The sequence below is a fragment of the Siculibacillus lacustris genome, assembly GCF_004328075.1.
Classification (GTDB): Bacteria; Pseudomonadota; Alphaproteobacteria; order Rhizobiales; family Ancalomicrobiaceae; genus Siculibacillus; species Siculibacillus lacustris.
The window spans coordinates 34,653-56,531 of sequence record NZ_SJFN01000025.1; the positions used below are offsets into that span (position 1 = coordinate 34,653).

The 21,879-nt window shown below is 70.3% G+C and carries 19 protein-coding genes; 14 read left to right on the top strand and 5 right to left on the bottom strand.

What is annotated here, in order from left to right:
* The first annotated feature begins 272 nt into the window (after positions 1–272).
* The 10 genes from EYW49_RS15900 (at position 273) to EYW49_RS15945 (ending at position 12,390) form a co-directional block, all read left to right on the top strand.
* Positions 273–1,814 carry a rhamnulokinase gene (locus EYW49_RS15900; protein ID WP_131310601.1) on the top strand — a complete coding sequence of 514 codons (1,542 nt, stop codon included), beginning with the start codon at positions 273–275 and terminating at the stop codon, positions 1,812–1,814.
* On the top strand, positions 1,811–2,812 hold the full coding sequence (locus EYW49_RS15905; RefSeq protein ID WP_131310603.1) for a substrate-binding domain-containing protein: 1,002 nt from the start codon (positions 1,811–1,813) through the stop codon (positions 2,810–2,812). The genes EYW49_RS15900 and EYW49_RS15905 overlap by 4 nt, the downstream gene beginning before the upstream one ends.
* Positions 2,813–2,956: 144 nt before the next feature.
* Entirely contained in the window at positions 2,957–4,456 is a 1,500-nt protein-coding gene (locus EYW49_RS15910) for a sugar ABC transporter ATP-binding protein (protein ID WP_165498288.1), read from the top strand.
* Positions 4,449–5,414, top strand: a complete 966-nt coding sequence (locus EYW49_RS15915; RefSeq protein WP_131310607.1) for an ABC transporter permease — start codon at positions 4,449–4,451, stop codon at positions 5,412–5,414. The genes EYW49_RS15910 and EYW49_RS15915 overlap by 8 nt, the downstream gene beginning before the upstream one ends.
* Positions 5,411–6,361 (top strand): ABC transporter permease, encoded by a 951-nt coding sequence (locus tag EYW49_RS15920; RefSeq protein ID WP_131310609.1) that lies wholly within the window; start codon positions 5,411–5,413, stop codon positions 6,359–6,361. Before EYW49_RS15915 ends, EYW49_RS15920 begins: the two co-directional genes overlap by 4 nt.
* 69 nt (positions 6,362–6,430) lie before the next feature.
* Positions 6,431–6,970, top strand: coding sequence for a carboxymuconolactone decarboxylase family protein (locus EYW49_RS15925; protein ID WP_131310610.1), 540 nt, complete (start codon positions 6,431–6,433; stop codon positions 6,968–6,970).
* A 279-nt stretch (positions 6,971–7,249) separates the two neighbouring features.
* Entirely contained in the window at positions 7,250–8,581 is a 1,332-nt protein-coding gene (locus tag EYW49_RS15930) for an NAD(P)/FAD-dependent oxidoreductase (RefSeq protein ID WP_228259638.1), read from the top strand.
* A gap of 490 nt (positions 8,582–9,071) precedes the next feature.
* Entirely contained in the window at positions 9,072–9,269 is a 198-nt protein-coding gene (locus tag EYW49_RS15935) for a hypothetical protein (RefSeq protein WP_131310613.1), read from the top strand.
* A 168-nt stretch (positions 9,270–9,437) separates the two neighbouring features.
* Positions 9,438–10,565 carry a sulfate ABC transporter substrate-binding protein gene (locus tag EYW49_RS15940; RefSeq protein ID WP_228259641.1) on the top strand — a complete coding sequence of 376 codons (1,128 nt, stop codon included), beginning with the start codon at positions 9,438–9,440 and terminating at the stop codon, positions 10,563–10,565.
* 37 nt (positions 10,566–10,602) lie between these two features.
* Positions 10,603–12,390, top strand: a complete 1,788-nt coding sequence (locus EYW49_RS15945; protein WP_131310615.1) for a SulP family inorganic anion transporter — start codon at positions 10,603–10,605, stop codon at positions 12,388–12,390.
* A gap of 133 nt (positions 12,391–12,523) precedes the next feature.
* On the opposite strand, the gene EYW49_RS15950 is transcribed toward EYW49_RS15945, so the two are convergent.
* The 5 genes from EYW49_RS15950 to EYW49_RS15970 form a co-directional block, all read right to left on the bottom strand.
* Positions 12,524–13,180, bottom strand: a complete 657-nt coding sequence (locus EYW49_RS15950) for a methionine ABC transporter permease (protein ID WP_131310617.1) — start codon at positions 13,178–13,180, stop codon at positions 12,524–12,526.
* Positions 13,158–14,240 (bottom strand): methionine ABC transporter ATP-binding protein, encoded by a 1,083-nt coding sequence (locus tag EYW49_RS15955; RefSeq protein WP_131310619.1) that lies wholly within the window; start codon positions 14,238–14,240, stop codon positions 13,158–13,160. The genes EYW49_RS15950 and EYW49_RS15955 overlap by 23 nt, the downstream gene beginning before the upstream one ends.
* Before the next feature lie 84 nt (positions 14,241–14,324).
* On the bottom strand, positions 14,325–15,152 hold the full coding sequence (locus tag EYW49_RS15960; protein WP_131310620.1) for a MetQ/NlpA family ABC transporter substrate-binding protein: 828 nt from the start codon (positions 15,150–15,152) through the stop codon (positions 14,325–14,327).
* Between the two features lie 228 nt (positions 15,153–15,380).
* Positions 15,381–16,007 (bottom strand): dimethylsulfonioproprionate lyase family protein, encoded by a 627-nt coding sequence (locus EYW49_RS15965; protein WP_131310621.1) that lies wholly within the window; start codon positions 16,005–16,007, stop codon positions 15,381–15,383.
* Positions 16,004–16,984, bottom strand: a complete 981-nt coding sequence (locus EYW49_RS15970) for a class I SAM-dependent methyltransferase (RefSeq protein ID WP_131310622.1) — start codon at positions 16,982–16,984, stop codon at positions 16,004–16,006. Before EYW49_RS15970 ends, EYW49_RS15965 begins: the two co-directional genes overlap by 4 nt.
* A gap of 491 nt (positions 16,985–17,475) precedes the next feature.
* Here EYW49_RS15970 and EYW49_RS15975 point away from each other — a divergent pair, with 491 nt between their 5' ends.
* The 4 genes from EYW49_RS15975 (at position 17,476) to EYW49_RS15990 (ending at position 21,664) form a co-directional block, all read left to right on the top strand.
* On the top strand, positions 17,476–18,066 hold the full coding sequence (locus tag EYW49_RS15975) for a cysteine dioxygenase family protein (RefSeq protein WP_131310623.1): 591 nt from the start codon (positions 17,476–17,478) through the stop codon (positions 18,064–18,066).
* Positions 18,063–19,280 carry a cystathionine beta-lyase gene (metC, locus tag EYW49_RS15980; protein WP_131310624.1) on the top strand — a complete coding sequence of 406 codons (1,218 nt, stop codon included), beginning with the start codon at positions 18,063–18,065 and terminating at the stop codon, positions 19,278–19,280. Before EYW49_RS15975 ends, metC begins: the two co-directional genes overlap by 4 nt.
* A gap of 88 nt (positions 19,281–19,368) precedes the next feature.
* Positions 19,369–20,031: a DUF1847 domain-containing protein gene (locus EYW49_RS15985; protein WP_131310625.1), complete on the top strand. Its 663-nt coding sequence runs from the start codon at positions 19,369–19,371 to the stop codon at positions 20,029–20,031.
* A 25-nt stretch (positions 20,032–20,056) separates the two neighbouring features.
* The gene (locus EYW49_RS15990) at positions 20,057–21,664 is read left to right on the top strand and encodes a rhodanese-like domain-containing protein (RefSeq protein WP_131310626.1); all 1,608 of its coding nucleotides are present in this window, start codon (positions 20,057–20,059) and stop codon (positions 21,662–21,664) included.
* The last annotated feature ends 215 nt before the right edge of the window (positions 21,665–21,879 follow it).

Genomic DNA, 21,879 nt, shown 5'->3' on the forward strand with positions numbered 1-21,879 from the left:
CACGCTCCATGGCCGCTCGCCCCCGCGCGCCGGCGGGCGCCGACACCCGACCGAGGGTGCCGCCCGCCGGACATCGAGCGCCCGCTCTATAATCTATAACATCGATCTTTTTGATCGTATATTTTGTCGACCGCGGGCCGAAGCCAGAACCCGGTTCCTCGTCGCCACGCCGGGCACCCTCTATCGTCTTGGGAAGGCAACGGATCGCGCTCGCTCCGCCCGGCCCCACCGACGCCCTTCCCCGTCCTTTCGACCCGACACGAAGATCGCACATGCCGTCGGCACGCAACCTGATCTCGATCGATCTCGGCAGTTCCGGCCTGCGGCTGCATCTGGGCGAACTCGGCGCCGACGGCCGCCTGACCATCGAAACGGTCGCAGCTTTCGAGAACGGTCCGGTGCAGGTCGGCGCACGCTGGTACTGGGACGTTCTGCGGCTGTGGTCGGGGCTCGGCGCCGCGCTCGCCGGCCTCGCGCCGCGGCTCGACGGGCCGGCGACCCTCTCGATCGCCAGTTTCGGCGTCGACTATGTCCTGGTCGACACGACCGGCGCGGTGATCGCCGGGCCGCGCCACATGCGCGATCCGCGAACGCGGGGCGTCCCCGCCACTGCCTACGCCACCCTCTCCAAGGCCGACCTCTATCGCCGCACCGGCAGCATGGAGATCGAGATCAACACCCTGTTCCAGCTCCTGGCCGACCGGCGCGATCAGCCCTGGCTCTTCGACGTCGCCGACGCGCTCGCGCTGATCCCGGATCATCTCGGCCGTCTCCTGTCCGGCCGCCGCTTCAGCGAGATCTCGATCGCCTCGACCACCCAGTTGGTCGACCCGCGCACCCGCGATTGGGACTCCCGCGTCATCGAGGCCTTCGGCCTGCCGCGGCGCCTGTTCGCGCCGATCGTCGAGAGCGGCACGGTGATCGGCCCGCTCGCCGCCGACGAAGCGCGACGGCTCGGCTTCACGGTCCCCGTCGCCGTCGTCGCCGCCGCCAGCCACGACACCGCCTCGGCCGCCGCCGCCATCCCCTACGAGGAGGGCGCATCGGCGGCCTTCATCAGCCTCGGCACTTGGTCGCTGGTCGGGCGCGAACGAGCGGCGCCCGATCTCTCCGATCTCTCTCGCGATCTCAACTTCACCAACGAATGCGGGGTCGCCGGTCGCACCGTCCATCACAAGATCCAGGCCGGTCTGTGGCTCGCCCAGGAGGTGCGGCGGCGCCTGACGATCACCGACCCCGATTTCGACTTCGCCACCTTCGAGAAGGCCGCGGCCGCGAGCCACCCGCTCGCCTTCGTCTTCGACGCCGACGATCCGCTGTTCCGTGATCCCGACGACATGATCGCGGCGATCGCCGCGTGGTTCGGGCAGCGCGGCGAGCCGGCGCCCACCACCCTCGGCGAGATCGCCCGGGCGATCTACGACAGCCTCGCTCTCTCCTATGTCGACACCATCGTGGCGATCGAACGCCTGACGGGCGACCCGGTCGCGGTGATCCACGTCGTCGGTGGCGGCGCCGGCATTCCGACGCTCGTCCAGGCGATCGCCGACGCCACCGGACGGCGCGTCGTCGCCGGTCCGGTCGAAGCGACGGTGATCGGCAACTTCCTCGCCCAGCTGGTCGCCCGCGGGGCCGTCGCCGATTTCGAGAGCGGCCGCCGCCTCGTCGCCGCATCGACCGCGCCGACCCCCTACGAGCCGCACGAGCCCGAGGCCTGGCGCCGCGCCCATCGGCGCCTCGCCGAACGCAAGTCCCCTCCCCCTGCCCCGCGCTCGTCGACCGAGCGAGCCCTCGAGAAAGGATTGCCGACATGACTCTCCGACTGAAATCGCTCTTCGCCGCGGCCGGCGTCGCCGGTCTCGCGTTCCTCGGCGTCCCGTCGGCGGTGTCGGCCGCCGGGGCCAAGCCGGAGATCGCGGTGGTCGTCAAGATCACCGGCATCCCGTGGTTCAACCGCTTCGAAGCGGGCGTGAAGCGGGCCGGCGACCAGCTCGGCGTCAACGCCTATCAGGTCGGGCCGACCGCCGCCGATCCGGCGCAACAGGTCAAGCTGATCGAGGATCTGATCGCCAAGAAGGTCGATGCCATCGCCGTGGTTCCCAACGACGCCAAGGTTCTGGCGCCGGTGCTGAAGCGGGCGCAGGACGCCGGCATCGTCGTCGTCACCCACGAGTCGCCCGGTCAGGCCGGCTCGAGCTGGGACCTCGAGACCATCGACAACCGCGAATTCGCCACCGCGGTGTTCCAGAAGCTCGCCGACGCCACCGGCGGCAAGGGCAAGTTCGCGCTGGTGGTCGGCTCGCTGACGGTGCCGCTGCACAACGAGTGGGCCGACATCGGCCTCGCCTTCCTGAAGGCCAAGTACCCCGACCTGAAGCCGGTCGCCGATCGCTATCCGGTCGGCGAGAGTCTCGACGACAGCTACAAGACCTCGCAGGAGATCCTGCGCGCCCATCCCGATCTCAAGGGCTTCGTCGCCTTCGGCAGCCAAGGCCCGATCGGCTTCGCCCGCGCCCTCGAACGGCAGAACAAGACGACGAAGGAGATCACCAACGTCGGCAACGTCCTGCCCAAGCAGGCGGCGCCCTATCTCAAGAAGGATCAGATCAGCGAGGGCTTCCTGTGGGATCCCTCCGACGCCGGCTTCGGACTGGTCGCTCTCGCCAAGAAGGTGATCGACAAGCAGCCGATCGAGACCGGGATCGAACTGCCCGGCCTCGGCAAGGGCACGGTCGAGGCGGCGCAGCACGTGGTGCGCTTCAAGGCGACCCGCACCTTCACCAAGGAGAACGTCGACCAGTTCGACTTCTGACGATCGTGACGCCGATCGCCGTCGGTGCGAGGGGAGGCCCCCGGGTCTCCCCTCGAGCCGTCCGGCGACGGGGCACGTCTCGTCGCGAGGAGCCGGGGCCTTGCGCCTCGATCGATGACAGTGCCGCGCTCGCGGATGGTGATCATGGCAGCAGTTTCGAGCCTCGTCGTCGAGGATCTGGTCAAGGCCTTCCAGGGCAACGCCGTGCTCACCGGCGTCTCGCTGCGCCTGGAGGGCGGACGGGTCGCGGCCCTCTCCGGTCTCAACGGCGCCGGCAAGAGCACGGTGATCAAGATCCTCGCCGGCGTGCTCGCCGCAGACGGCGGGCGCATCGTCGTCGACGGGCGGGAGGCGCATCGGCTCGATCCCGCCGCCATGAAACGCGCCGGGATCGAAGTGATCTTCCAGGACTTCGCGCTGTTTCCCAATCTGACGGTGGCCGAGAACGTGACCTTCGGCGACGCGGTGGCCACGCCCTGGCGTCTCGTCCGCCGCCGTCCGACCCACGCCCGGGCGCGGGACGCGCTCGCCCTGGTCGGTGCCGACCTCGATCCCGAAGCGGAAGTCGGTGGGCTCCCGATCGCCGACCGCCAACTCGTCGCCATCGCCCGGGCGCTGGCCCACGACGCCCGCTTCCTGGTGCTCGACGAGCCGACCGCCTCGTTGACCCACGCCGAGGTGCAACGGCTGTTCGCGGTCGTCGCCGATCTCAAGCGACGGGGGGTCGCCATTCTGTTCATCAGCCATCGCTACGCCGAGGTCGCGGCGATCGCCGACGAGGTCTTCGTGTTGCGCGACGGCGCCGTGGTCCGCACCTTCGCCCGCGACGAACTCACCGCGGCGGCGCTGCACGAGGCGATGACCGGAGCGGCCTCACCCGCCGCGACCCAACTCGTTCTGCCGCCACCCGGCGACGCGATCGCCCTCGAAGCCGTCGGGCTCGGCCGGGCGGGTGCCTTCGCCGAGGTCGATCTCACCGTCCGCGCGGGCGAGATCGTCGGCCTCACCGGCCTGCTCGGCGCCGGCAAGACCGAACTCGCCGAGGTGCTGTTCGGCCTCGCCCGGCCCGATGCCGGCGAGATCCGCGTCGCCGGTCGCGCGCGCCGCTTCCGCTCCGATCGCGATGCCGTGGCGGCGGGCCTCGCCCTGGTGCCCGAAGACCGGCTGGCGCAAGGTCTGGTCTTGCCGGCAAGCGTCCGCGACAACGTCGCCCTCGCCAGCCTCGACCGCCTGACCGATCGCCTCGGCCTCGTCGACCGCCGGCGTCGGGACGACCTCGTCCGCCGTCTGGTCGGCCAACTTCAGATCCGGGTGGCCGACGTCGCCGCCCCGGTCGCCCGGCTCTCGGGCGGCAATCAGCAGCGGGTGGTGTTGGCCAAATGGCTCGCCACCGATCCCGCGGTGTTGATCCTCGACGGACCGACGGTCGGCGTCGACGTCGCCGCCCGGGGCCTCATCTACGACCTCGTTCGCGCCGCGGCGTCCCGCGGCATCGCGGTGTTGCTGATCTCCAACGAGGTCGAGGAGGTGTGGTCGATCTGCCATCGGGTCCACGTGATGACCGCCGGCCGGGTCGCCCGCGCCATCCCCACCGCCGGCGGCGCCGTGCCGCTCCAGACTCTGGAGGCCTCCGTTCATGGCTGAGTCGCGCCCCGAAACCCGCGCAATTCGTCGCCTCGGCGCCGGCATGGCCCTGCTGCTGGTCGGCGGCGGCCTGTTCGTGCCCGGTTTCGCCTCGACCGACAACCTCCTCGACGTCGTCACTTCGGCCGGCATCGCCGGGCTGTTCGCCCTCGGCCTGCTGATGGTTCTGATCGCCGGCGAACTCGACATCTCCTTCACCGCCGTCGCCTCGATCGCCCAGTTCGGGCTCGCCCTGCTGTTCACCCGCGGGGACCTCGGCTGGGCGTCGGCGATCCTGATCTCCGGCGGCATCGGCCTCGCCCTCGGCCTGGTCAACGCCGCCGTCGTCACCTGGCTCCGGGCGCCACCGATCATCACCACCATCGCCCTCCTCAACGTCTACGGCGGCGGGCTGGCGTTACTGTCGCGGGGCGAGATGCTCTACGACTTTCCCGTCTGGTTTTCCGACGCGGCGGTCTTCCGAGTGTTCGGGCTGCCGGTCTCGCTGCAGGTGCTGCTGCTCGCGGTCGCGACCGCCGCGACGCTGGTCCTCGGGCGAACCCACTGGGGGCTGACCCTACGGGCCGCCGGGGGCAATCGCGAGGCGGCGCTGCGGCAGGGCGTCGGCGGTGTCGCCGTCGCGGCCTTCGCCTATGGCTGGCTCGGCTTCCTGTCGGGAATCGCCGGGCTCGCCCAGGCGCAATTGCTGCAGGCGGTGACGCCGGGATCGCTGATCGGGCGCGAGCTCGACGTGGTCGCGGCGACCATCCTCGGGGGCGCCAGCCTCGCCGGCGGACGCGGTTCGGTCGGCGGCACTCTTCTCGGCGTGCTCTTCATCGCCCTCATCGGCAATGTGCTGGTGTTGAGCGGCCTGTCGCCCTATTGGCATCAGGCGGTCACCGGCACCGTGCTGATCGTCGCGGTGGCCCCCTTCCTGCGCGGACGCCGACGCGCGGCGATACCGGTGGGGGCGTCATGACCGACGCGATCGGATCCCGGACCGACGGCTCACGGCGCCGCTTCGCGCTCGCCGGCGCCGCCGCCCTCGCGGTGGCCGCATTCACCGCCTTCGGCTTCGGCGATGCGACGGGCCTGTTGCGCTCGGTCGCCCATCAGGTCCCCGAACTCGGACTGCTGGTCCTCGCCATGGCGCTGCCGATGATGGCCGGCGGCATCAATCTGGCGATCGTCGCCATCGCCAACCTGTCGGCGGTGGCCACCGCCCTCGCCTTCGCGCGGCTCGGCGGCGACGGCCTGGTCGCGCCTCTGGCGCTCGCCTTCGGCCTCGCCGTCGGCGGTGGTTGCGGTGCCCTGATCGGCGCCCTCGTCGCCCATGCCCGAATCGATCCGGTGGTCGCTTCGCTCGGCGGGCTGATGGTCGCGAGCGGCGTCGGCATTCTGGTGACCAACGGCAGCGCCGTCACCGGCCTGCCGGACTTCGTCGCCGCCGCGGCCGACCGGACCGTCTTCGGCCTGCCGCTGATGACCCTGGTGTTCCTCGCGGCCACCGCCCTGGTGGCGCTGTTGGTCCATCGCGCCCCGTTCGGCCGTCGTCTCTCCGCCGTCGGCCACAACGCCCAGGCCAGCCTCTATTCCGGCGTCGACGTCGCCCGCGTCCATCTCACGGTCTACACCCTGTCCGGGATCCTTTCGGCGCTGGCCGGCCTCGTCATGCTGTCGCGGTTCAACTCGGCGCGCATGGGCTATGGCGACAGCTACCTCCTGGTGACGCTGCTCGCCGCGGTGCTCGGCGGGGTCGATCCGAAGGGCGGTCGCGGGGCGGTGTGGGCGACGGTCGCCGCCATCCTGACGCTGCAGATCTCGGCCTCGGGCCTCAACCTGCTCGGCGCCAGCCAACACGCCGCCTCGGTCGCCTGGGGCGGCATCCTCATCGCCAAGCTCGCGCTCGACCGGATCCGAGCCTGAGCCCCTGCTCCTCCCCCGCGGCCCGACGGCTCCGACCGCCGGCCGCTTCAGACACGAAAGGCACGCGTCATGGCCCGCATCCCCCAGATCACCCCCGAGACCGCCACGCCCGAGCAGCTCGCGCTGTGGCGGGAAACCGAGAAGACCCATGCGATCAGCAACATGAAGGCGACGCTGCTGCATTCGCCGGAGGCCTTGCACGCCGTGCTCGAATGGTACGCGCTGTTCGCCAAGGTCAAGCCGTTCCTCACCGAGCGCGAGGCCGTGCTGTTCTGCAACGCCATCTCGCGCGCCAACCGCTGCGAGCTCTGTTCCCTGTTCATGCGCCGGGCGATCATCGGCTGGGGCGAGAACCCCGACGCACTGGTGCTCGACGAGCGCGCGCAGACGATCACCGATTACGGCCGACAGCTGGCGCTGTCGCCAAACGGCGTCTCGGACGAGCTGTTCGCGCGCCTGAAGGCGCAGTTCGGCGACGCCGAGATCGTCGATCTCACCACCTTCGGCGCGCTGATGATCGTCAACAACATCTTCAACAGCGCGCTGAAGATCGCCGTCGATTCTTCGCTCGATCCCTATCTGGTCGGCCCGGAAGTCCTGTTCGGCTGAACGCCGAGGCGTTTCCCCGCGTTCGGCCCCTCGAGCGCGGCACGGACGAGCCCGCCCCATGAGCCGAACCGCCATCTCGGAGATGTGAGATCATGACAGCCCCCCACCGAGTGCCGCCCCGAGCTTCGACCGTTTCGGCCATGACGGCGAGATCGCCCTGACCTCGCCCGGCGCCCGATGTACCGATCCCGGCCCGACGGTCGGCGGCTTCGGCGGGGTCGAGGACCGCCTGTGGCTGGAACCCATCCCCGAAACGCCCTGATCGCCCGGAGTCCTCCGATGCCCCATACCTTCGATCGCATTCCCTCCGACGAGATCCTGCCGGCCCGCGCCGACGTGGTGGTGATCGGCGCAGGCATCATCGGCGTCACCGCCGCTCTCGAACTCGCCCGTGCCGGACTTTCGGTGGCGCTGGTCGAAAAGGGCTGGGTTGCCGCCGAGCAATCGAGCCGGAACTGGGGCTGGGTGCGACAGCAGGGGCGCGATCGCCGCGAGATCCCGCTGATCGTCGAGAGTCTGGCGATCTGGGACCGCCTCCAGGCCGAGAGCCCGGTCGACCTCGGCTTCCGCCGCACCGGGCTCGTCAGCCTCACCCGTTCGCCCGACGAACTGGCGCGCTGGCGGCGCTGGGCGGTGCGCGGCCGGGCCGGCGGCATCGTCGTCGAAGACCTCTCCGCCGACGAGGCCGAGGCCGCGTTTCCGAGCCGCGGCGCTCCGTGGATCGGCGGGCTCCGCACCCCGACCGACGGCCGCGCCGAGCCCGCGGTCGCGGTGCCGGCGATCGCCGCGCTGGCCCGCGCCGCCGGTGTCGGCCTCCACCAGGAGACCGCCGTGCGCGGCATCGAGATCGACGCAGGGAACGTCACCGGCGTGGTCACCGAACGGGGGCGGATCGCCACGTCGAAGGTGTTGGTGGCGGGCGGCGCGTGGTCGTCGCAACTGCTGCGCCGCAATGGCATCCGTCTGCCGCAGCTCAATCTGCGCTCGACCGTCATCCGCACCACCCCGGCCCCCGAGCTGATCTCGGGCGCGCTGATGTCGCAGGAGTTCTGCCTCCGGCGCCGCCTCGACGGCGGCTTCACCCTGACGCTGCGCGGCGACGAGAGTTCCGACGTCGTCGTCGACGCCTTCCGTTTCCTGAGGCCGTTCCTGCCCGGGTTGCTGCGCGAGTTCCGGGCGATCAAGCTGCGGTTCGGCACGCGTTTCTTCGTCGATCTCGCCCGCTGGTGGCCGCGCCCGCTCGATCGCGTCTCGGCCTTCGAGGAGGAGCGGGTGTCGGATCCGGCGCCCGATCCGGCGGTGATCCGCAAGGCGCTCGCCGCCTTCAAGCGCAACCGGCCGGAGGTCGCCGGCGTCGCGCCCGCCGAAGCCTGGGCCGGCCGAATCGACGCCACGCCCGACGGCGTCCCGGTGATCTCGACCGTCGCGACGGTCGCCGGGCTGACGATCGCCACCGGTTTCTGCGGCCACGGTTTCGGCATCGGCCCCGGCGCCGGCCGCCTCGCCGCCGATCTCGTGCGCGGCACCGCGCCGATCGTCGACCCGACACCGTTCCGCCTGTCGCGCTTCGACGACGGGACGCCGATCTTCCTCGATCCCGACGTGATCTGAGGTGCCGGGCCGGCTCGCGAGGCGATTTCAGGCGCCCCGGGGATGGCGGCGATCGTGGTGCGGCGCCACCCGGAAGCGCCGCGCCACGTCGAGATATCCGTCGCAGAGGAGGCCGCCGGCGATCGGTGCCTCGCGGTCGCGCCGACAGATCGCCGGAATCCGCTACCACGAGAGGCACGGTCTCCGTGGGCGGGTCGGCCCGAACGGACACCGAGGGCGCTTCGTCAAACGAACCCCACACGTGAGGCGGAAGCACGACCGGTGAGCGATCCGCAACCGTCGATGCGAGGCAAGGAATCTCTCCCGGGTGCCCGTCGCCCCGGAACACCCGGATGCCCGCCGACCGGACGCAGTCGCCGAGTCTTCGCGGAAATTTATAACTCGGACGGCTCAAAACCATCCCGCGCGTTCCAATTTCAAGAAATATATAGAATTGATCGATTTTGAGTCGCTGATACCATGTCCTCTGGATGAACTCCATGAGGCCGACGTGACGACCATCGATCGCCAGTCCAGCAACCTTGCCAGAGGTGGAGAGACCACTCCACAGCATGTCGATTTCTTGTTGGAGCGTCTCGCGCGCATACCGCCTCGTCGTCTTGCCGTGGCACTGATCGATGGTCTGTCCGTTGTCTGTGCACTGTCTTTTCTTCTCTGGTTCACGGTGTTCATGCACGGCGGACGGTGATGTCGAACAGGGACGGATCTTCGGACACGGCCTTACCCTCCGGCATCATCCGTTTTCTCTGACGTACTGCGATGCTCCTGATGCGTCGGTGCGCGTTCCAGATCCTCGGCGCGGACTTCGAGCGGCAGACCCGGTCGCGCGCCGTCGAAACCGGCGGCGCCTTTGGGTGTGCCGTTGCGACCCGAAGCGACGGGGATTTGCCGGCGGTTTCGAATCTTCCTTGCCAGGGGCACTCGATTGCGAGCGAGACCAGGAGACGGCGACATGGGGAACAAATGGCTGAGTGTCGGCGCCGTCGTTGCGAGCATCGCCGCGATCGGGCTCATCGCCGCCAAGAATGTCGAAGGCTATACGCCGCATCACATCCTCAATGTCTCCTACGACCCGACGCGGGAGCTCTATGAGAAGATCGACAAGACCTTCGCCGCCGATTTCACACGGCAGAGCGGCGAGCCGGTGGCGGTCCGTCGATCACACGGTGGGTCGTCCTACCAGGCCCGGCAAGTGGCGTCCGGAGCGGCAGCCGCCGACGTCGTCACGCTCGGACTGCCGTCCGATCTCGAGGGCATCGTCAAACGCGGCCTGATCGACGCGAACTGGCGCGAGCGGCTTCCGAACGGGGCGCAGCCCTACTACTCGACCCTCGTCTTCGTGGTGCGCAAGGGCAATCCGCGCGCCGTCGCCGACTGGCCGGATCTGGTCCGCGGCAGCATCGAGGTGATCACGCCCGATCCCAAGACCTCCGGCAACGGCAAGCTGACGGTCCTCGCCGCCTGGGGATCGGTGATCTCACGCGGTGGCAGCGAGGCCGACGCCCGCGCCTTTCTCAAGACGCTGTTCGATCACACGCCGTTTCTGGTGCCCGCGGCACGCGCCGCCGGCGTGGCGTTCGCGGTCGAGAAGAAGGGCGACGTCCACATCGCCTGGGAGAACGAGGCGTTGCGCGAGGTGGCCGAATCCAGAGGAGCGCTGGAGATCGTCTATCCGTCGATCAGCATTCTCGCCGAGCCGGTGGTCGCCTGGGTGGACCGCAACACCACCAGGAACAACAGCCTGCCGCTCGCCAAGGCCTATCTCGAATATCTCTTCACCGACGAGGCGCAGGAGATCATCGCCGAGGAGGGTTACAGGTCCTTCAAACCGGACATCGCGGCGCGCCACGCCGACCGGCTGCCGTCGTTGAACCTCTTCCGCATCGGGCTCATCGCTCGGGATTGGGGCGACGCGCAGCAGAAGTTCTTCGCCGAAAACGCTGTCGTCGACACGGTCTACACCCCCAAGCCGCGCATCGATTGATGCGATTCCAGACACCCCGGTTCAGAAGACGAACGCCATGACAGACCTCTCGCTCGATCGGCCGGGTCCTTTCGGCTCGCTACGGAAGTCCTGGGATTTCGCGACGCTGCGCAAGGATACGATCGCCGGCGTCACGGTGGCGGCGATCTCGCTGCCGCAGAGCATGGCCTATGCGCTGGTGGCCGGCGTCGATCCGCGCTTCGGGCTCTACACGGCGATCGTCTTCACGGCCGTTGCGGGCCTCTTCGGCTCGTCGCGGCACCTCATCAACGGCCCGACCGGCGCGGTCTCGCTCGTCACCTTCAGCGCCCTCGCCTTCATCGACCCCGACGCCAAGCTCGACGCCTATGAGGCGATGTTTCTGCTCACGGTGCTGATCGGGATCGTTCAGATCGTGATCGGCGTGACACGCCTCGGCGACGTGACACGCTACATTTCGGAGTCGGTCGTGACCGGCTTCATCGCCGGCGCCGGCTTTCTCACCATCATCGGCCAGGTCTCCAGCGCTCTGGGCGTCAAATCGCAGGGGACCGGCAACCAGCACGTGCTGGAGCGACTCTATCTGACCCTCGTCCAGCCGGGGCCATACAACGTCAAGGCCATCGCCCTCAGCCTCGCCGCGATCGCCTTCGCGGTCTTCGGACGACGCATCACGCGAGCCTTGCGGCTGCCGCAGATCGACATGCTGCTGGCCGTGATCGTGCTGTCGGGCGCCGCCTATGTCCTCGGCTGGTCGGACGCCGCCGTCGGCGCCAAGCCGGCGATCGCCCTGATCGATGCGGTGCCGGCGGCGCTGCCGACGCTCCATGTTCCGCAGGTCAACGGGGCTTGGCTGTGGGAACTGTCGTCGTCGTCCCTGTCGATCGGCATCCTCGGTCTGTTGGAGGCGCTGGCCATCGCCAAGGCGATCGCCCACCAGTCTCGCCAGGAGCTCGACTACAATCGCCAATGCATCGCGGAGGGAATCGGCAATCTCGTCGGCGGTTTCTTCCGCTGCATGCCGGGTGCGGGCTCGCTGTCGCGCACCGCGATCAACTACTCGGCCGGAGCCGAGACCCGCTGGTCGGGCGTCGTCACCGCCGTGGTGGTGGCGATCGTCGTCCTGCTGTTCGGGCCGCTCGCCGCCTTCATCCCGAAGGCGGTGCTGGCGGGGCTGCTGATGGTCGCCGCCGCCCGCCTCGTCGACGTGAAGCGCATCCGCTACACGGCGACGGCATCGGGCGCCGATGCCGTGCTGCTCGCTCTCACCGCGTTGTCGGCCGTGATCATCGGCGTCGATTTCGCCATCCTGATCGGCGCGGCGGCTTCGATCGTCTGGTATCTGCTCCACGCCTCGCGGTTGAAGACGCAGGAACTCGTCGTCGATCCGCAGCAGGTGGTTCGCGCGCGCATTCCCTCGGATCCGCCGGCCCGCGAGGTGGTCATCCACGATCTCGAGGGCGACCTCTTCTTCGGCGCCGCACCGGACCTCCACACGTTTCTCGCCGGCGCTCGCCAACACGCCCGCGACAACGGCATCAAGGCCCTGGTGCTGCGCGTGAAGCGAGTCCGCAATCCGGATGCGGTGGCGCTCGAGGTCCTCGACGTCTTCCTGAAGGAGGCGGAGCGCGACGGGCTTCTGGTGTATCTGGCCGGCGTGCGCCCCGAACTCCATGCCGCACTCGCGCGGCTCGGCATCATCGATCGATTGGGAGAGCCGTTCATCTACCCCGAGGAGGAGACGGACTATTCGGCGACGCTCGGTGCGATCCGCGCCGCCTATGCACGCCTGGCGGTCGTGGAGGTGGGCAATGAACACCGGGCGCCGACGTCCTACCGCGTCTGAGGCGACGCGACCCGGGACCGCGTCTCCCGCGAACCCCGCGGCCGATTCGGCGATCCCCCGACGCGCGCAACTCCGGCGACGGCAGGCGATGCGACGCTGTCGGATCGCCTCCAAGGCCCCAACGAGCCGCCCGTCATCCGCGATGATCGAAACGCCGCGCCAGCCCTTCGCCGGCGAACTGGATCAGGGTGACCAGGGCGATCAGGATGACGATCACCTCGAACATCACCCGCGTCTCGTAGCGCTCGTAGCCGTAGCGGATCGCCAGATCGCCGAGGCCGCCGGCCCCCACCGCCCCGGCCATCGCCGAGGCGTTGATCATCGCGATCAGGCTGACCGTCATACCGCCGACGAGGCCGGGCAGCGCCTCCGGGATCAGCACGTGGCGGACGATGTGGTGACGCCGGCAGCCCATGGCACGGGCCGCCTCGATCAGGCCCGGATCGACCTCGCGCAGGCTGACCTGGGCGATGCGGGCATAGAACGGGATCAGGCTGATGCTGAGCGGCACCACCGCCGCCCAGGTGCCGAGCGTGGTGCCGACGATGAAGCGGGTCACCGGCAGCAGCGCCACCAGGAGGATGATGAAGGGGACCGCCCGGAACACGTTGACGACGATCGACAGGCCGCGATTGAAGCGCGGATGGGGATAGAGGCTGCCCGAAGCGGTGATCGTCAGGACGATCGCCAGGGCGAGGCCGACGCTGAGCGCGATCACCGCCGAGGTCCCGACCATCAGCAGGGTCTGGAGGAAGGCCTGGATGTATTTATCGAGCGCCGGTAACGACATATCCCAATACCTCGATGTGGTCGGCGACGCGCGCGGTGCGGTCTTGAACGGGATCGAGGGCGCTCGCCGGGATCGCCACCAGCAAGCGCCCCTGCGAATGGCCGCGGATGCGATCGAGACCGCCGTGCAGCAGTCGCGCCTGCGGATGCAGCGCCGCGAGATCGGCGAGCGCGACGCCGTCGGCCGACGAATCGCCGCCGTAGCGCAATTGCAGGATCGCCTCGCCCGGGCGCCCGCCGAGGTCGTCGACCAGATCCCGCGCCAGATCGGCGGGGAGATCGTGCAGCAACGGCCGCAGCAGCGCCCGGGTCGCTTCCGCCGCCGGATCGCCGAAGATCCGCCAGACCTCGCCCATCTCGGAGCGGCGCCCCTGGTCGAGCACCAGCACCCGGTCGCAGATCTCGCGGATCACCGCCATGTCGTGGGTGATCAGCACCACGGTCAGGCCGAGGCGGCGGTTGATGTCGCGCAGCAGCGCCAGGATCGACTGGGTGGTCTCCGGATCGAGCGCCGAGGTCGCCTCGTCGCAGAGCAGGATCTCCGGCTGGTGGACCAGGGCCCGGGCGATGCCGACGCGCTGCTTCTGCCCGCCCGAGAGCTGCGACGGATAGGCCGACGCCTTGTCGGAGAGGCCGACCAGATCGAGCAATTCGCCGACCCGCCGGTCGATCGCCGGCCGCGCCAGACCCGCGACCCGCAACGGCAGCGCGACGTTGGCGTTCACGGTCTTCGACGACAGCAGATTGAAGTGCTGGAAGATCATGCCGATGCGCCGCCGCAGCCGCACCAGCGCGGCCTCGTCGAGCCCGGCGACGGGGACGTCGTCGACGGTGACGGTGCCGGCATCGGGCACTTCGAGGGCGTTGATGGTCCGCAGCAGGGTCGACTTGCCGGCACCGCTGCGGCCGATGATCCCGAAGACTTCGCCGCGGGCGATCGCAAACGACACGTCGTGCACCGCGTGGATCGGCCCCTGCGGGCCGTCGTAGCGCTTGTGCAGACGCTCGAACACGATGTGGGGGGTCGACGACGGCTCGTCGCCCCGATCTGATGCGAACATGATCTCTACTTCCGGCGGTGCCTCGCGGCGCACCCGTTCGGGGCGCGGGGCGAGGTCGCCTGATGCGGGAACGGGACGAGCGGCTCAGAAGACCGGGATCACCGAGCCTTCGAACTTGGTCAGGATGAACTGCCGCACCTCTTCGGAGTGGTAGGCGGCGACCAGCGGCGCCACCCACGGCGCGTTCTTGTCCTGCTCGCGCACCACGATGATGTTGACGTAGGGGTTGTTCTCCTTCTTCTCCACCGCGATGCCGTCGCGGGTGGCGATCAGCCCGACCTGATAGGCGAAGCTGTTGATGATCGCCGCGGCGTCGACGTCCTCGAGCGAGCGCGACAGCACCACCGAGGTCGCCTCGACCAGTTCGACCTTCTTCTTGAAGCCGGTGACGTCGGCGAGCGTCGCGGTGCCGGTGAAGGGATCGAAACCGTCGCGCAAGGTCAGGATGCCGTGGTCGCGCAGAATCACCAGCGCCCGGGTCTGGTTGCTCGGATCGTTGGGAATGCCGATCTTGGCCCCTTCCGGCAGGCTCTCCAGCGACTTGTACTTCTTGGAATAGAAGCCGATCGGCGAGATCAGGGTGTTGCCGACGACCGCCAGCTTGTAGCCGCGCTGCTGCACCTGATCGCGCAGGAACGGGATGTGCTGGAACGAATTGGCTTCGAGATCGCCGTTGTTCAGCGCCTCGTTGGGGCTCGCCGTGCCGGTCAGCACCACCGGCTGCACCGTCAGACCGTTCTTCGCGGCGACCTTGGTCACCACCTCCCAGATCTGCTCGTCGACGCCGCCGCGCACCCCGACCCGCAGGGTCTTCGGCGCATCGGCGCGGGCGGCCCCCGGAAGTCCGATCGCGGCGATCGACAGGGTCAGGGCGGCGGCACTCAGGGTGCGGAGCAGGTCGCGTCTCAGCATGGTCGTGTCCTTCGGATCGGGAGCCTCGGGGAGGCGTTCGGTCGGCCCGACGATAGGCAATCCGGCCGGGCCGGCCAAAGCACCCGGTTGCGTCGTCGGGGAGCCCGGGGGTTTGCTTTTGGTCGAAAGCCGCGATCGGCGAAATGCCGTGGTCCGAGCGACGCGCGGCGGCAGTCGCCGGTCTCCGGTGCGTCGGATCGAGCGCCGCCGGCGACCGACGATCGCCGCTCAGTCGTCGGCCCACACCGACGGCGAAACCACGTCGCCGGTCCAGGAATAGACGGCGAGGAGCGGCTCGGCCCGCGCCCGCATCGCATGCACGACGCCGCGCCCATGGAGGATCGCCTCCCCCGGCTCCGGGCGAAGGACAGCGTCGGCGACGTGCCACACCGGATGCCCGGTCACCACGTCGTAGAGCTCCACCGCCGGATGACGGTGGGCCGGATAGTCGGTCTCGGGCCCGATCAGGGTCAGGCCGAGGCAGACCTCGTCGCTGACGAAGGGGGCGAGCGGACCGACGATCTCGGCCCAGCCCATCGACGATTCGAGCCCGGCCCGGTCGGCGCGCCGATCGTAGCCGTAGCGCCACGGCAGGCCGTCGCCGACCACCGTCAGCGCCGCGGCGAGATCCGGGTCGAGCTCGGCCGCCAGAGCCAGCGCGGCGGGCAGAAAGCGGGTCAACGGATGGCCGGTCGCCGGCTGCGGCGTCACCCGTCCGTCGAGGCGATCGAGGGCCGCGGCGACGCGATGCCGCTCGGCGGCGATCGTCGGCGCCTCGCCGGGTCGCGGCGCCACCCGGCGGCGCAGGGCCGCGAGCAGGCGGCGGAGATCGTCGGCGGCGACGATCGCGGTCATCGGCTCTCCTCCCGCTGCGACTCGAGCACCGCCACCGTATGGCCGATCCGTCGGCCGCTGCGATGGGCGGTCAGCGCTTCGACCGCATCGAGCCGCCCGGGCACCAGGTCGCGCTCGATCGCCAATGCGTCGCGGCCGGCCGTCTCCGGGTCGAGGCCGGCGAAGGCGCGCTCGAGACGTTGCGCCTCGAAGAAATGGAAGGGACCGAGGCCGCGGGTCTGCAGCGCCGCATAGGTGCCGATGACGTCCTCGGCGACCGCCTGGAGCTTCCAACCGTAGGTCAGGAAGCGCGGCGCGTAGCCCGCCTCCTCGGCCATCCGCAGGATGTCGACCAGCGGCAGCCGAGCGCCGAGCGTCGAGATCACCGAGCCGCCGGGGGCGAGCAGATCGCGCGCCTCCCGCAGCGCCAGATGGTGCAGCACCAGGAGCGAATCGGCGACGAATTTCGGCACCGGCTCCGGCCGTGGCGGCACGAAGGACGCAGCGGTCCGCGCCACCGCGATCAGCGCCGGATCGTCGATCGGCAGGTTGGGCAGGTTCTCGTAGATCACGTCGAAGCGCAGACCACGACCGGCGAGCGGCTCCAACAGGTCGCCGGCGCCGGCATGCACCAGGACCGGCACCGTCTCGCGCAGGTTCGCCCGGACGTTCAGCGCCGCGGCATCGACCACGTCGGGAAAGAGATCGGTCAGGCCGACCACTTCCGCCTCCAGCAGCTCGATCGCGGCGAGCGCATCGAGCCCGACGCCGGTGCCGATCGTCGCGAAGGCGCGGCGCGCCTCCGGCGGACCGCGCCGGCGCAGGATCGCGAAGGCCGGCGCCGCGACGCTCGCCACCCAGTCGCGCTGGAGGTCGTCGGTCTCCGGTTCGAAGGCCCGGTCGACGACCGTGATCCGCAGGCGATCGCGGACACGAATGGGGGCCGCGACGCCGAAGTAGCGCGCCGCGTCGATGGCGAGAGTGGTGGGTTCGGTCATGACATCCGATTCCGCAGAGAGTTCGAGCAGGCCGGCGCCGTCGAAACCTGCGCGACACGCGGGGGTGAAGTCCTGAGACACGGCGATCGCCGATGTGCCCGCCAAAATAGGGGATCGGCCGGCGACGGCTCAAGAACCGGCATTCCGGATCGGCGGGCGGTTCCGGAACGGCCATCCTCTGCACGGCCTCGAGACGGTGGCGGCGCGGTCGGCGCGCGCCGGCGACCTCGCCGCGCCGACGCCGGCGATGAGAAAACCGATCCTCCCCGACCCGACGCATGGGTAGCCTGTGCTTTGATGGCCGATCTCGAAAATGCATGATCGGGTGCGCAGGCCGCCCCTCGCCGGGCGGTCGACCTCGGCCGCCCCTCGCCGGTCATTCGCGGCCGGAACGGCGCCGCGGATCGGGGCCATCGGTCGTCCGCCGGCGGTCGAGCGGCCGGCCCGAGCCCTCCCCGACGTCCTGCGTCACCGAACGCGAAAGGACCCTCATGCCCCTTCGAGCCGAACGCGACGCCGCCGTCGGTCGCCTGATCGCCGCAGCCCGCGAGATCCCCGCCGGCGAGGTCGATCGCGCCGCCCTCGAGCCCGTCCTCGCCGCGCTCCTGGCGCTGGCGGCCCGGCGCGACCTGTGGTCGGCAGCCGACTTTCCGCCGCCCGAAGAGGGCGAGCGCCACGCCCGCTATGGTCTCCACCAGGAACCGGACGCGAGCCTCGCGCTCTATCTCAACGTCATGCGGCCCGGCAATCGCATCGTTCCCCACGATCACACCACCTGGGCGGTGATCGCCGCGGTCGAGGGCGTCGAGCACAATCGTCTCTACCGCCGCACCGACGACCGCAGCCGCCCCGGCATCGGCACGCTGGTGGAAACGGCGACCGTCGAGGTCGGCCCGGGCCGGGGTATCGCGCTGCTGCCCGACGACATCCACGCCGTCGAGATCCGCGGCGAGACGCCGATCCGCCATCTCCATTTCTACGGCCGGGCGCTCGAGACCCTGACCGAACGCATCCGCTACGACCTCGCCGCCGGCACCTGGGAATCGATGCCGATCGGCGTACGCACGCGGGTGGCGGCATGACCGACGAGACGGAACCGAGCCTCGCCACCCGCCTCGTCGGCCTCGGCCGGAATCTCGAGGTGCCCGGCGGCCGGGCGGTCAATCCGCCGATCGTGCGGATGAGCACCGCGCTCTTCGACAGCGTCGCCGAGCTGCGCGACTTCCGCGCCCGCCGCGACCGCGAACGGGTGATCACCTACGGCTCCCGAGGCACGCCGACCACCCACGCGCTCGAAGATCTGGTCACCGAGCTCGAGGGCGGCCATCGGACCCGGCTGTTCCCGACCGGTCTGGCGGCGATCGTCCAGGTCTTCCTCACCTGGCTGCGCCCCGGCGACCATGTGCTGATCACCGACGCCGTCTACCAACCGGTCCGTACCCTCGCCGCCGGCTTGCTCGCCGACTTCGGCATCGCCGTCGACTGGTATGCCGCCGACGGCACCGACATCGAAGCGCGGATCCGCCCGACCACCCGGCTGATCTATGTCGAGGTGCCGGGCTCCTTCGCCTATGAGATCTGCGACCTGCCGAAGATCGGGACGGTCGCCCGGGCGCGCGGCATCCTGGTCGCCGCCGACAACACCTGGGGCGCCGGCGTGCTCTATCGGCCGCTCGACCTCGGCGCCGACATTTCGCTGACCGCGGCGACCAAATATCTCGGCGGCCATTCCGACGTGATGATGGGGTCGGTGACCACCACCGCCGAGGTCTGGCCGCGGCTCACCGCCTCCTGCGACGCCATGGGGGTCACGGTCGGTTCCGACGACGCCTGGCTGGTGCTGCGCGGCGCCCGCACCTTGACCACCCGCCTCGCCGCCCACGCCGCCCATGCCCTCGACGTCGCCCGATGGCTCGAGGCCCATCCGGCGGTGCGCCGGGTGTGGTCGCCGGCGCTGCCGTCCCATCCCGACCATGCCCTGTGGCGGCGCGACTTCCACGGCACCAACGGCCTGTTGTCCTTCGCCCTGCACCGGCCGGACGAGGCGGCGGTCGACGCGGTGATCGATGCCCTCGAACTGTTCGGCATCGGCGCCTCCTGGGGCGGCTACGAGAGTCTGGTGATGCCCGCCGACCTCTCCCGCGCCCGCAGCGTCGGCGCCCACCCGGGGCCCCCGCCGCAATTTCTCATTCGCCTGCACATCGGTCTGGAAGACCCGGCCGACCTGATCGCCGACCTCGACCGGGCGCTGGCGCCGCTGGTCGATCGGCCGCAATCCGAGGCCGACGATCGATGACCGCCGCGAAGCTCGACCCATCTCCGCGCCGCCGACGTGCCGCCGGCGATCTCCCGACGTCCCTCCCCCTCTCGCCCGAGTTGCTGCCATGACCGTCGTCGCCGATCCGACCTGCTCGGAATGCCACCAGTTGCACTGCTACCGGCAGGACCGGCAGTTCCCCGACTTCTGCGCCACCGTCGCGCTCGCGGCGGAGGAGCGGGACGACCTCGTCGCCCTCTACCGTGGCGACGGCGAAGACGCGGCGATCGCTCATGCCGCCGCGGAGGTCGAAGGCCTCTATTACGGCAAGATCAACCGGGTCGAGGAGACCGTCGCCTTCGCGCGGCGGATCGGCGTGCGACGGATCGGCATCGCCACCTGTTTCGGCCTGATCGAGGAGACGCGGGTGCTGGTCAAGATCCTGCGGCTCGCCGGTTTCGAGACGGTGGCGGCGCTGTGCAAGGTCGGCTCGGTCGACAAGACCGAGATCGGCATCGCCGAGGCCCTGAAGATCAAGCCCGGCGGGTTCGAGGCGTCGTGCAATCCGATCCTCCAGGCCCGGCTGCTCAATCGCCACGAGACCGGCCTCAATCTGATCATGGGCCTCTGCGTCGGCCACGACATCCTGTTCACCAAGCATTCACAGGCCCCGGTCTCGACCCTGGTGGTCAAGGACCGGGTGCTCGGCCACAACCCCGTCGCCGCCCTCTACACCACCCGCACCTACAACGCCCGGCTCCTCGACGAGACCCATCTCGGCGCACTGTGATCCGCCCGAACCCGGAGCCGCCCGCGTGACCCGATCGATCACCCCGGAAGCGCTCGCCGCCGCCCTCGCCGACGGCGGCGAGATCGCCCTCCTCGACGTCCGCGAGCCGGGCCAGATCGGCGAAGGCCAGATCTTCTGGTCGGCGCCGGCCCCCTATTCGCGTTTCGAGCTCGATCTGGCCGCCGGCGTGCCCAACCGCGCCGTGCGGCTGGTCCTGGTCGACGACGGCGACGGCCTCGCCGAGAAGGCCGCGGCGCGGGCGGCGACGCTCGGCTACGGCGACGTCGCGGTGCTCGACGGTGGCGTCGCGGCCTGGGCCGCCGCCGGCCATCCGCTGTTCAAGGGGGTCGACGTCCCCGGCAAAGCCTTCGGCGAATGCGTCGAACACGCCTTCGCCACGCCGTCGATCTCGGCGGAGGAGCTCGCCCGCCGTCTGGCGCGCGGCGACGACCTCGTGGTGATCGACGGCCGGCCGATCGACGAATACCGCAAGATGACCATCCCCGGCAGTCGCTGCTGCCCGAACGGCGAGTTGCCGTACCGGCTGCCGGCGCTCGTCCCGAACCCGGCGACGACGGTGGTGATCAATTGCGCCGGCCGGACGCGCTCGATCCTCGGCACCGAGATCCTGCGCTCGATCGGCCTGCCCAACCCGGTCTTGGCACTCGAGAACGGCACCATGGGCTGGCAGTTGGCCGGCTTCGATCTCGAACACGGCGCCGATCGGATGTACGGGCCCGGCCTCGCCGGCCCGGCGCTCGACGGCTTGCGGACCCGCGCCCGCGATCTGGCGCGCCGCACCGGCGTCGTCGAACTCGACGCCGAGGAGGCCGGCCGCTGGCTCGCCGATCCGTCGCGCACCACCTACCTGCTCGACGTCCGAACCGCCGAGGAACACGCCGCCGGACACCTCGCGGGCGCCCGTCATGCGCCGGGCGGCCAGTTGCTCCAGGCGACCGCCCGGTGGGCACCGGTGCGCGGCGCCCGGCTCCTGCTCCTCGACGACGGCGGCGAGCGCGCACCCGTCGTCGCCGCCTGGCTCGCCCGCGCCGGCCATCGCACCGCCGTCCTCGTCGAGGGAAAGGCGGCGTGGCCCGATTTGGCCCTGAACCGGACCACTCCGCCGCCGCCGGCCCCGCGCCTGCCGCCGATCGACGCCGCCGCTCTCGCCGGCCGGGAAGACGAGGGACTGCTGTTCGACCTCCGGCCAAGCCGCGCCCATCGCGCCGGCCATCCGCGCGGCGCGCGCTGGAGCCTCCGACCGCGCCTCGCGGCCGACCTCGCCGCGGCGCAGCCCGACGCGCCGATCGTGCTGATCGCCGACGATCCGGCGATCGCCGAACTGGCGGCGACCGAAATCCCCGCCGATCGCCGCGCCGCCGTCCGGGTCCTCGGCGATCCGCCGGAGCGCTGGCCGGCCGCGGGCCTGATCCTCGAGGCGAGCCCCGACCGCCCGTCCGACGCCGAGTCGATCGACCACCTGTTCTTCGTCCACGATCGCCATGCCGGCAATCTCGACGCGGCGCGGCGCTACCTCGCCTGGGAGACCGGGCTGATCGATCAGTTGGAAACGGTCGATCGAATCGGCTTCTTCTCCCGCTTGCCGCGCCCGGTGCCGGGCGCCCGCCGCTGATCGCCCCCGGCGGCGCGATCCAGCGGCGGCGACGTGCGGGCCGATCGCCGATCCCGCGCAGGCGGGACGCCGCGGCCCCGCGGCCCGCCGATCGCGGCATCGCGCGACCGGTGAACCCGTCGCCTCTGCAACCGGCAAACTCCGAACGGCTTTTCCCGCCCGACCGCCTCGGCCGCAATGCCCTGCCTTATGATCTGGAATATAATATATAGACT

What these genes read in the sequence shown, in the direction of transcription:
- EYW49_RS15900 (WP_131310601.1), top strand. Translation starts at nt 273, where the DNA reads ATGCCGTCGGCACGCAACCTGATCTCGATCGATCTCGGCAGTTCCGGC.
- EYW49_RS15905 (WP_131310603.1), top strand. Translation starts at nt 1,811, where the DNA reads ATGACTCTCCGACTGAAATCGCTCTTCGCCGCGGCCGGCGTCGCCGGT.
- EYW49_RS15910 (WP_165498288.1), top strand. Translation starts at nt 2,957, where the DNA reads ATGGCAGCAGTTTCGAGCCTCGTCGTCGAGGATCTGGTCAAGGCCTTC.
- EYW49_RS15915 (WP_131310607.1), top strand. Translation starts at nt 4,449, where the DNA reads ATGGCTGAGTCGCGCCCCGAAACCCGCGCAATTCGTCGCCTCGGCGCC.
- EYW49_RS15920 (WP_131310609.1), top strand. Translation starts at nt 5,411, where the DNA reads ATGACCGACGCGATCGGATCCCGGACCGACGGCTCACGGCGCCGCTTC.
- EYW49_RS15925 (WP_131310610.1), top strand. Translation starts at nt 6,431, where the DNA reads ATGGCCCGCATCCCCCAGATCACCCCCGAGACCGCCACGCCCGAGCAG.
- EYW49_RS15930 (WP_228259638.1), top strand. Translation starts at nt 7,250, where the DNA reads ATGCCCCATACCTTCGATCGCATTCCCTCCGACGAGATCCTGCCGGCC.
- EYW49_RS15945 (WP_131310615.1), top strand. Translation starts at nt 10,603, where the DNA reads ATGACAGACCTCTCGCTCGATCGGCCGGGTCCTTTCGGCTCGCTACGG.
- EYW49_RS15950 (WP_131310617.1), bottom strand. Translation starts at nt 13,180, where the DNA reads ATGTCGTTACCGGCGCTCGATAAATACATCCAGGCCTTCCTCCAGACC.
- EYW49_RS15955 (WP_131310619.1), bottom strand. Translation starts at nt 14,240, where the DNA reads ATGTTCGCATCAGATCGGGGCGACGAGCCGTCGTCGACCCCCCACATC.
- EYW49_RS15960 (WP_131310620.1), bottom strand. Translation starts at nt 15,152, where the DNA reads ATGCTGAGACGCGACCTGCTCCGCACCCTGAGTGCCGCCGCCCTGACC.
- EYW49_RS15965 (WP_131310621.1), bottom strand. Translation starts at nt 16,007, where the DNA reads ATGACCGCGATCGTCGCCGCCGACGATCTCCGCCGCCTGCTCGCGGCC.
- EYW49_RS15970 (WP_131310622.1), bottom strand. Translation starts at nt 16,984, where the DNA reads ATGACCGAACCCACCACTCTCGCCATCGACGCGGCGCGCTACTTCGGC.
- EYW49_RS15975 (WP_131310623.1), top strand. Translation starts at nt 17,476, where the DNA reads ATGCCCCTTCGAGCCGAACGCGACGCCGCCGTCGGTCGCCTGATCGCC.
- metC (WP_131310624.1), top strand. Translation starts at nt 18,063, where the DNA reads ATGACCGACGAGACGGAACCGAGCCTCGCCACCCGCCTCGTCGGCCTC.
- EYW49_RS15985 (WP_131310625.1), top strand. Translation starts at nt 19,369, where the DNA reads ATGACCGTCGTCGCCGATCCGACCTGCTCGGAATGCCACCAGTTGCAC.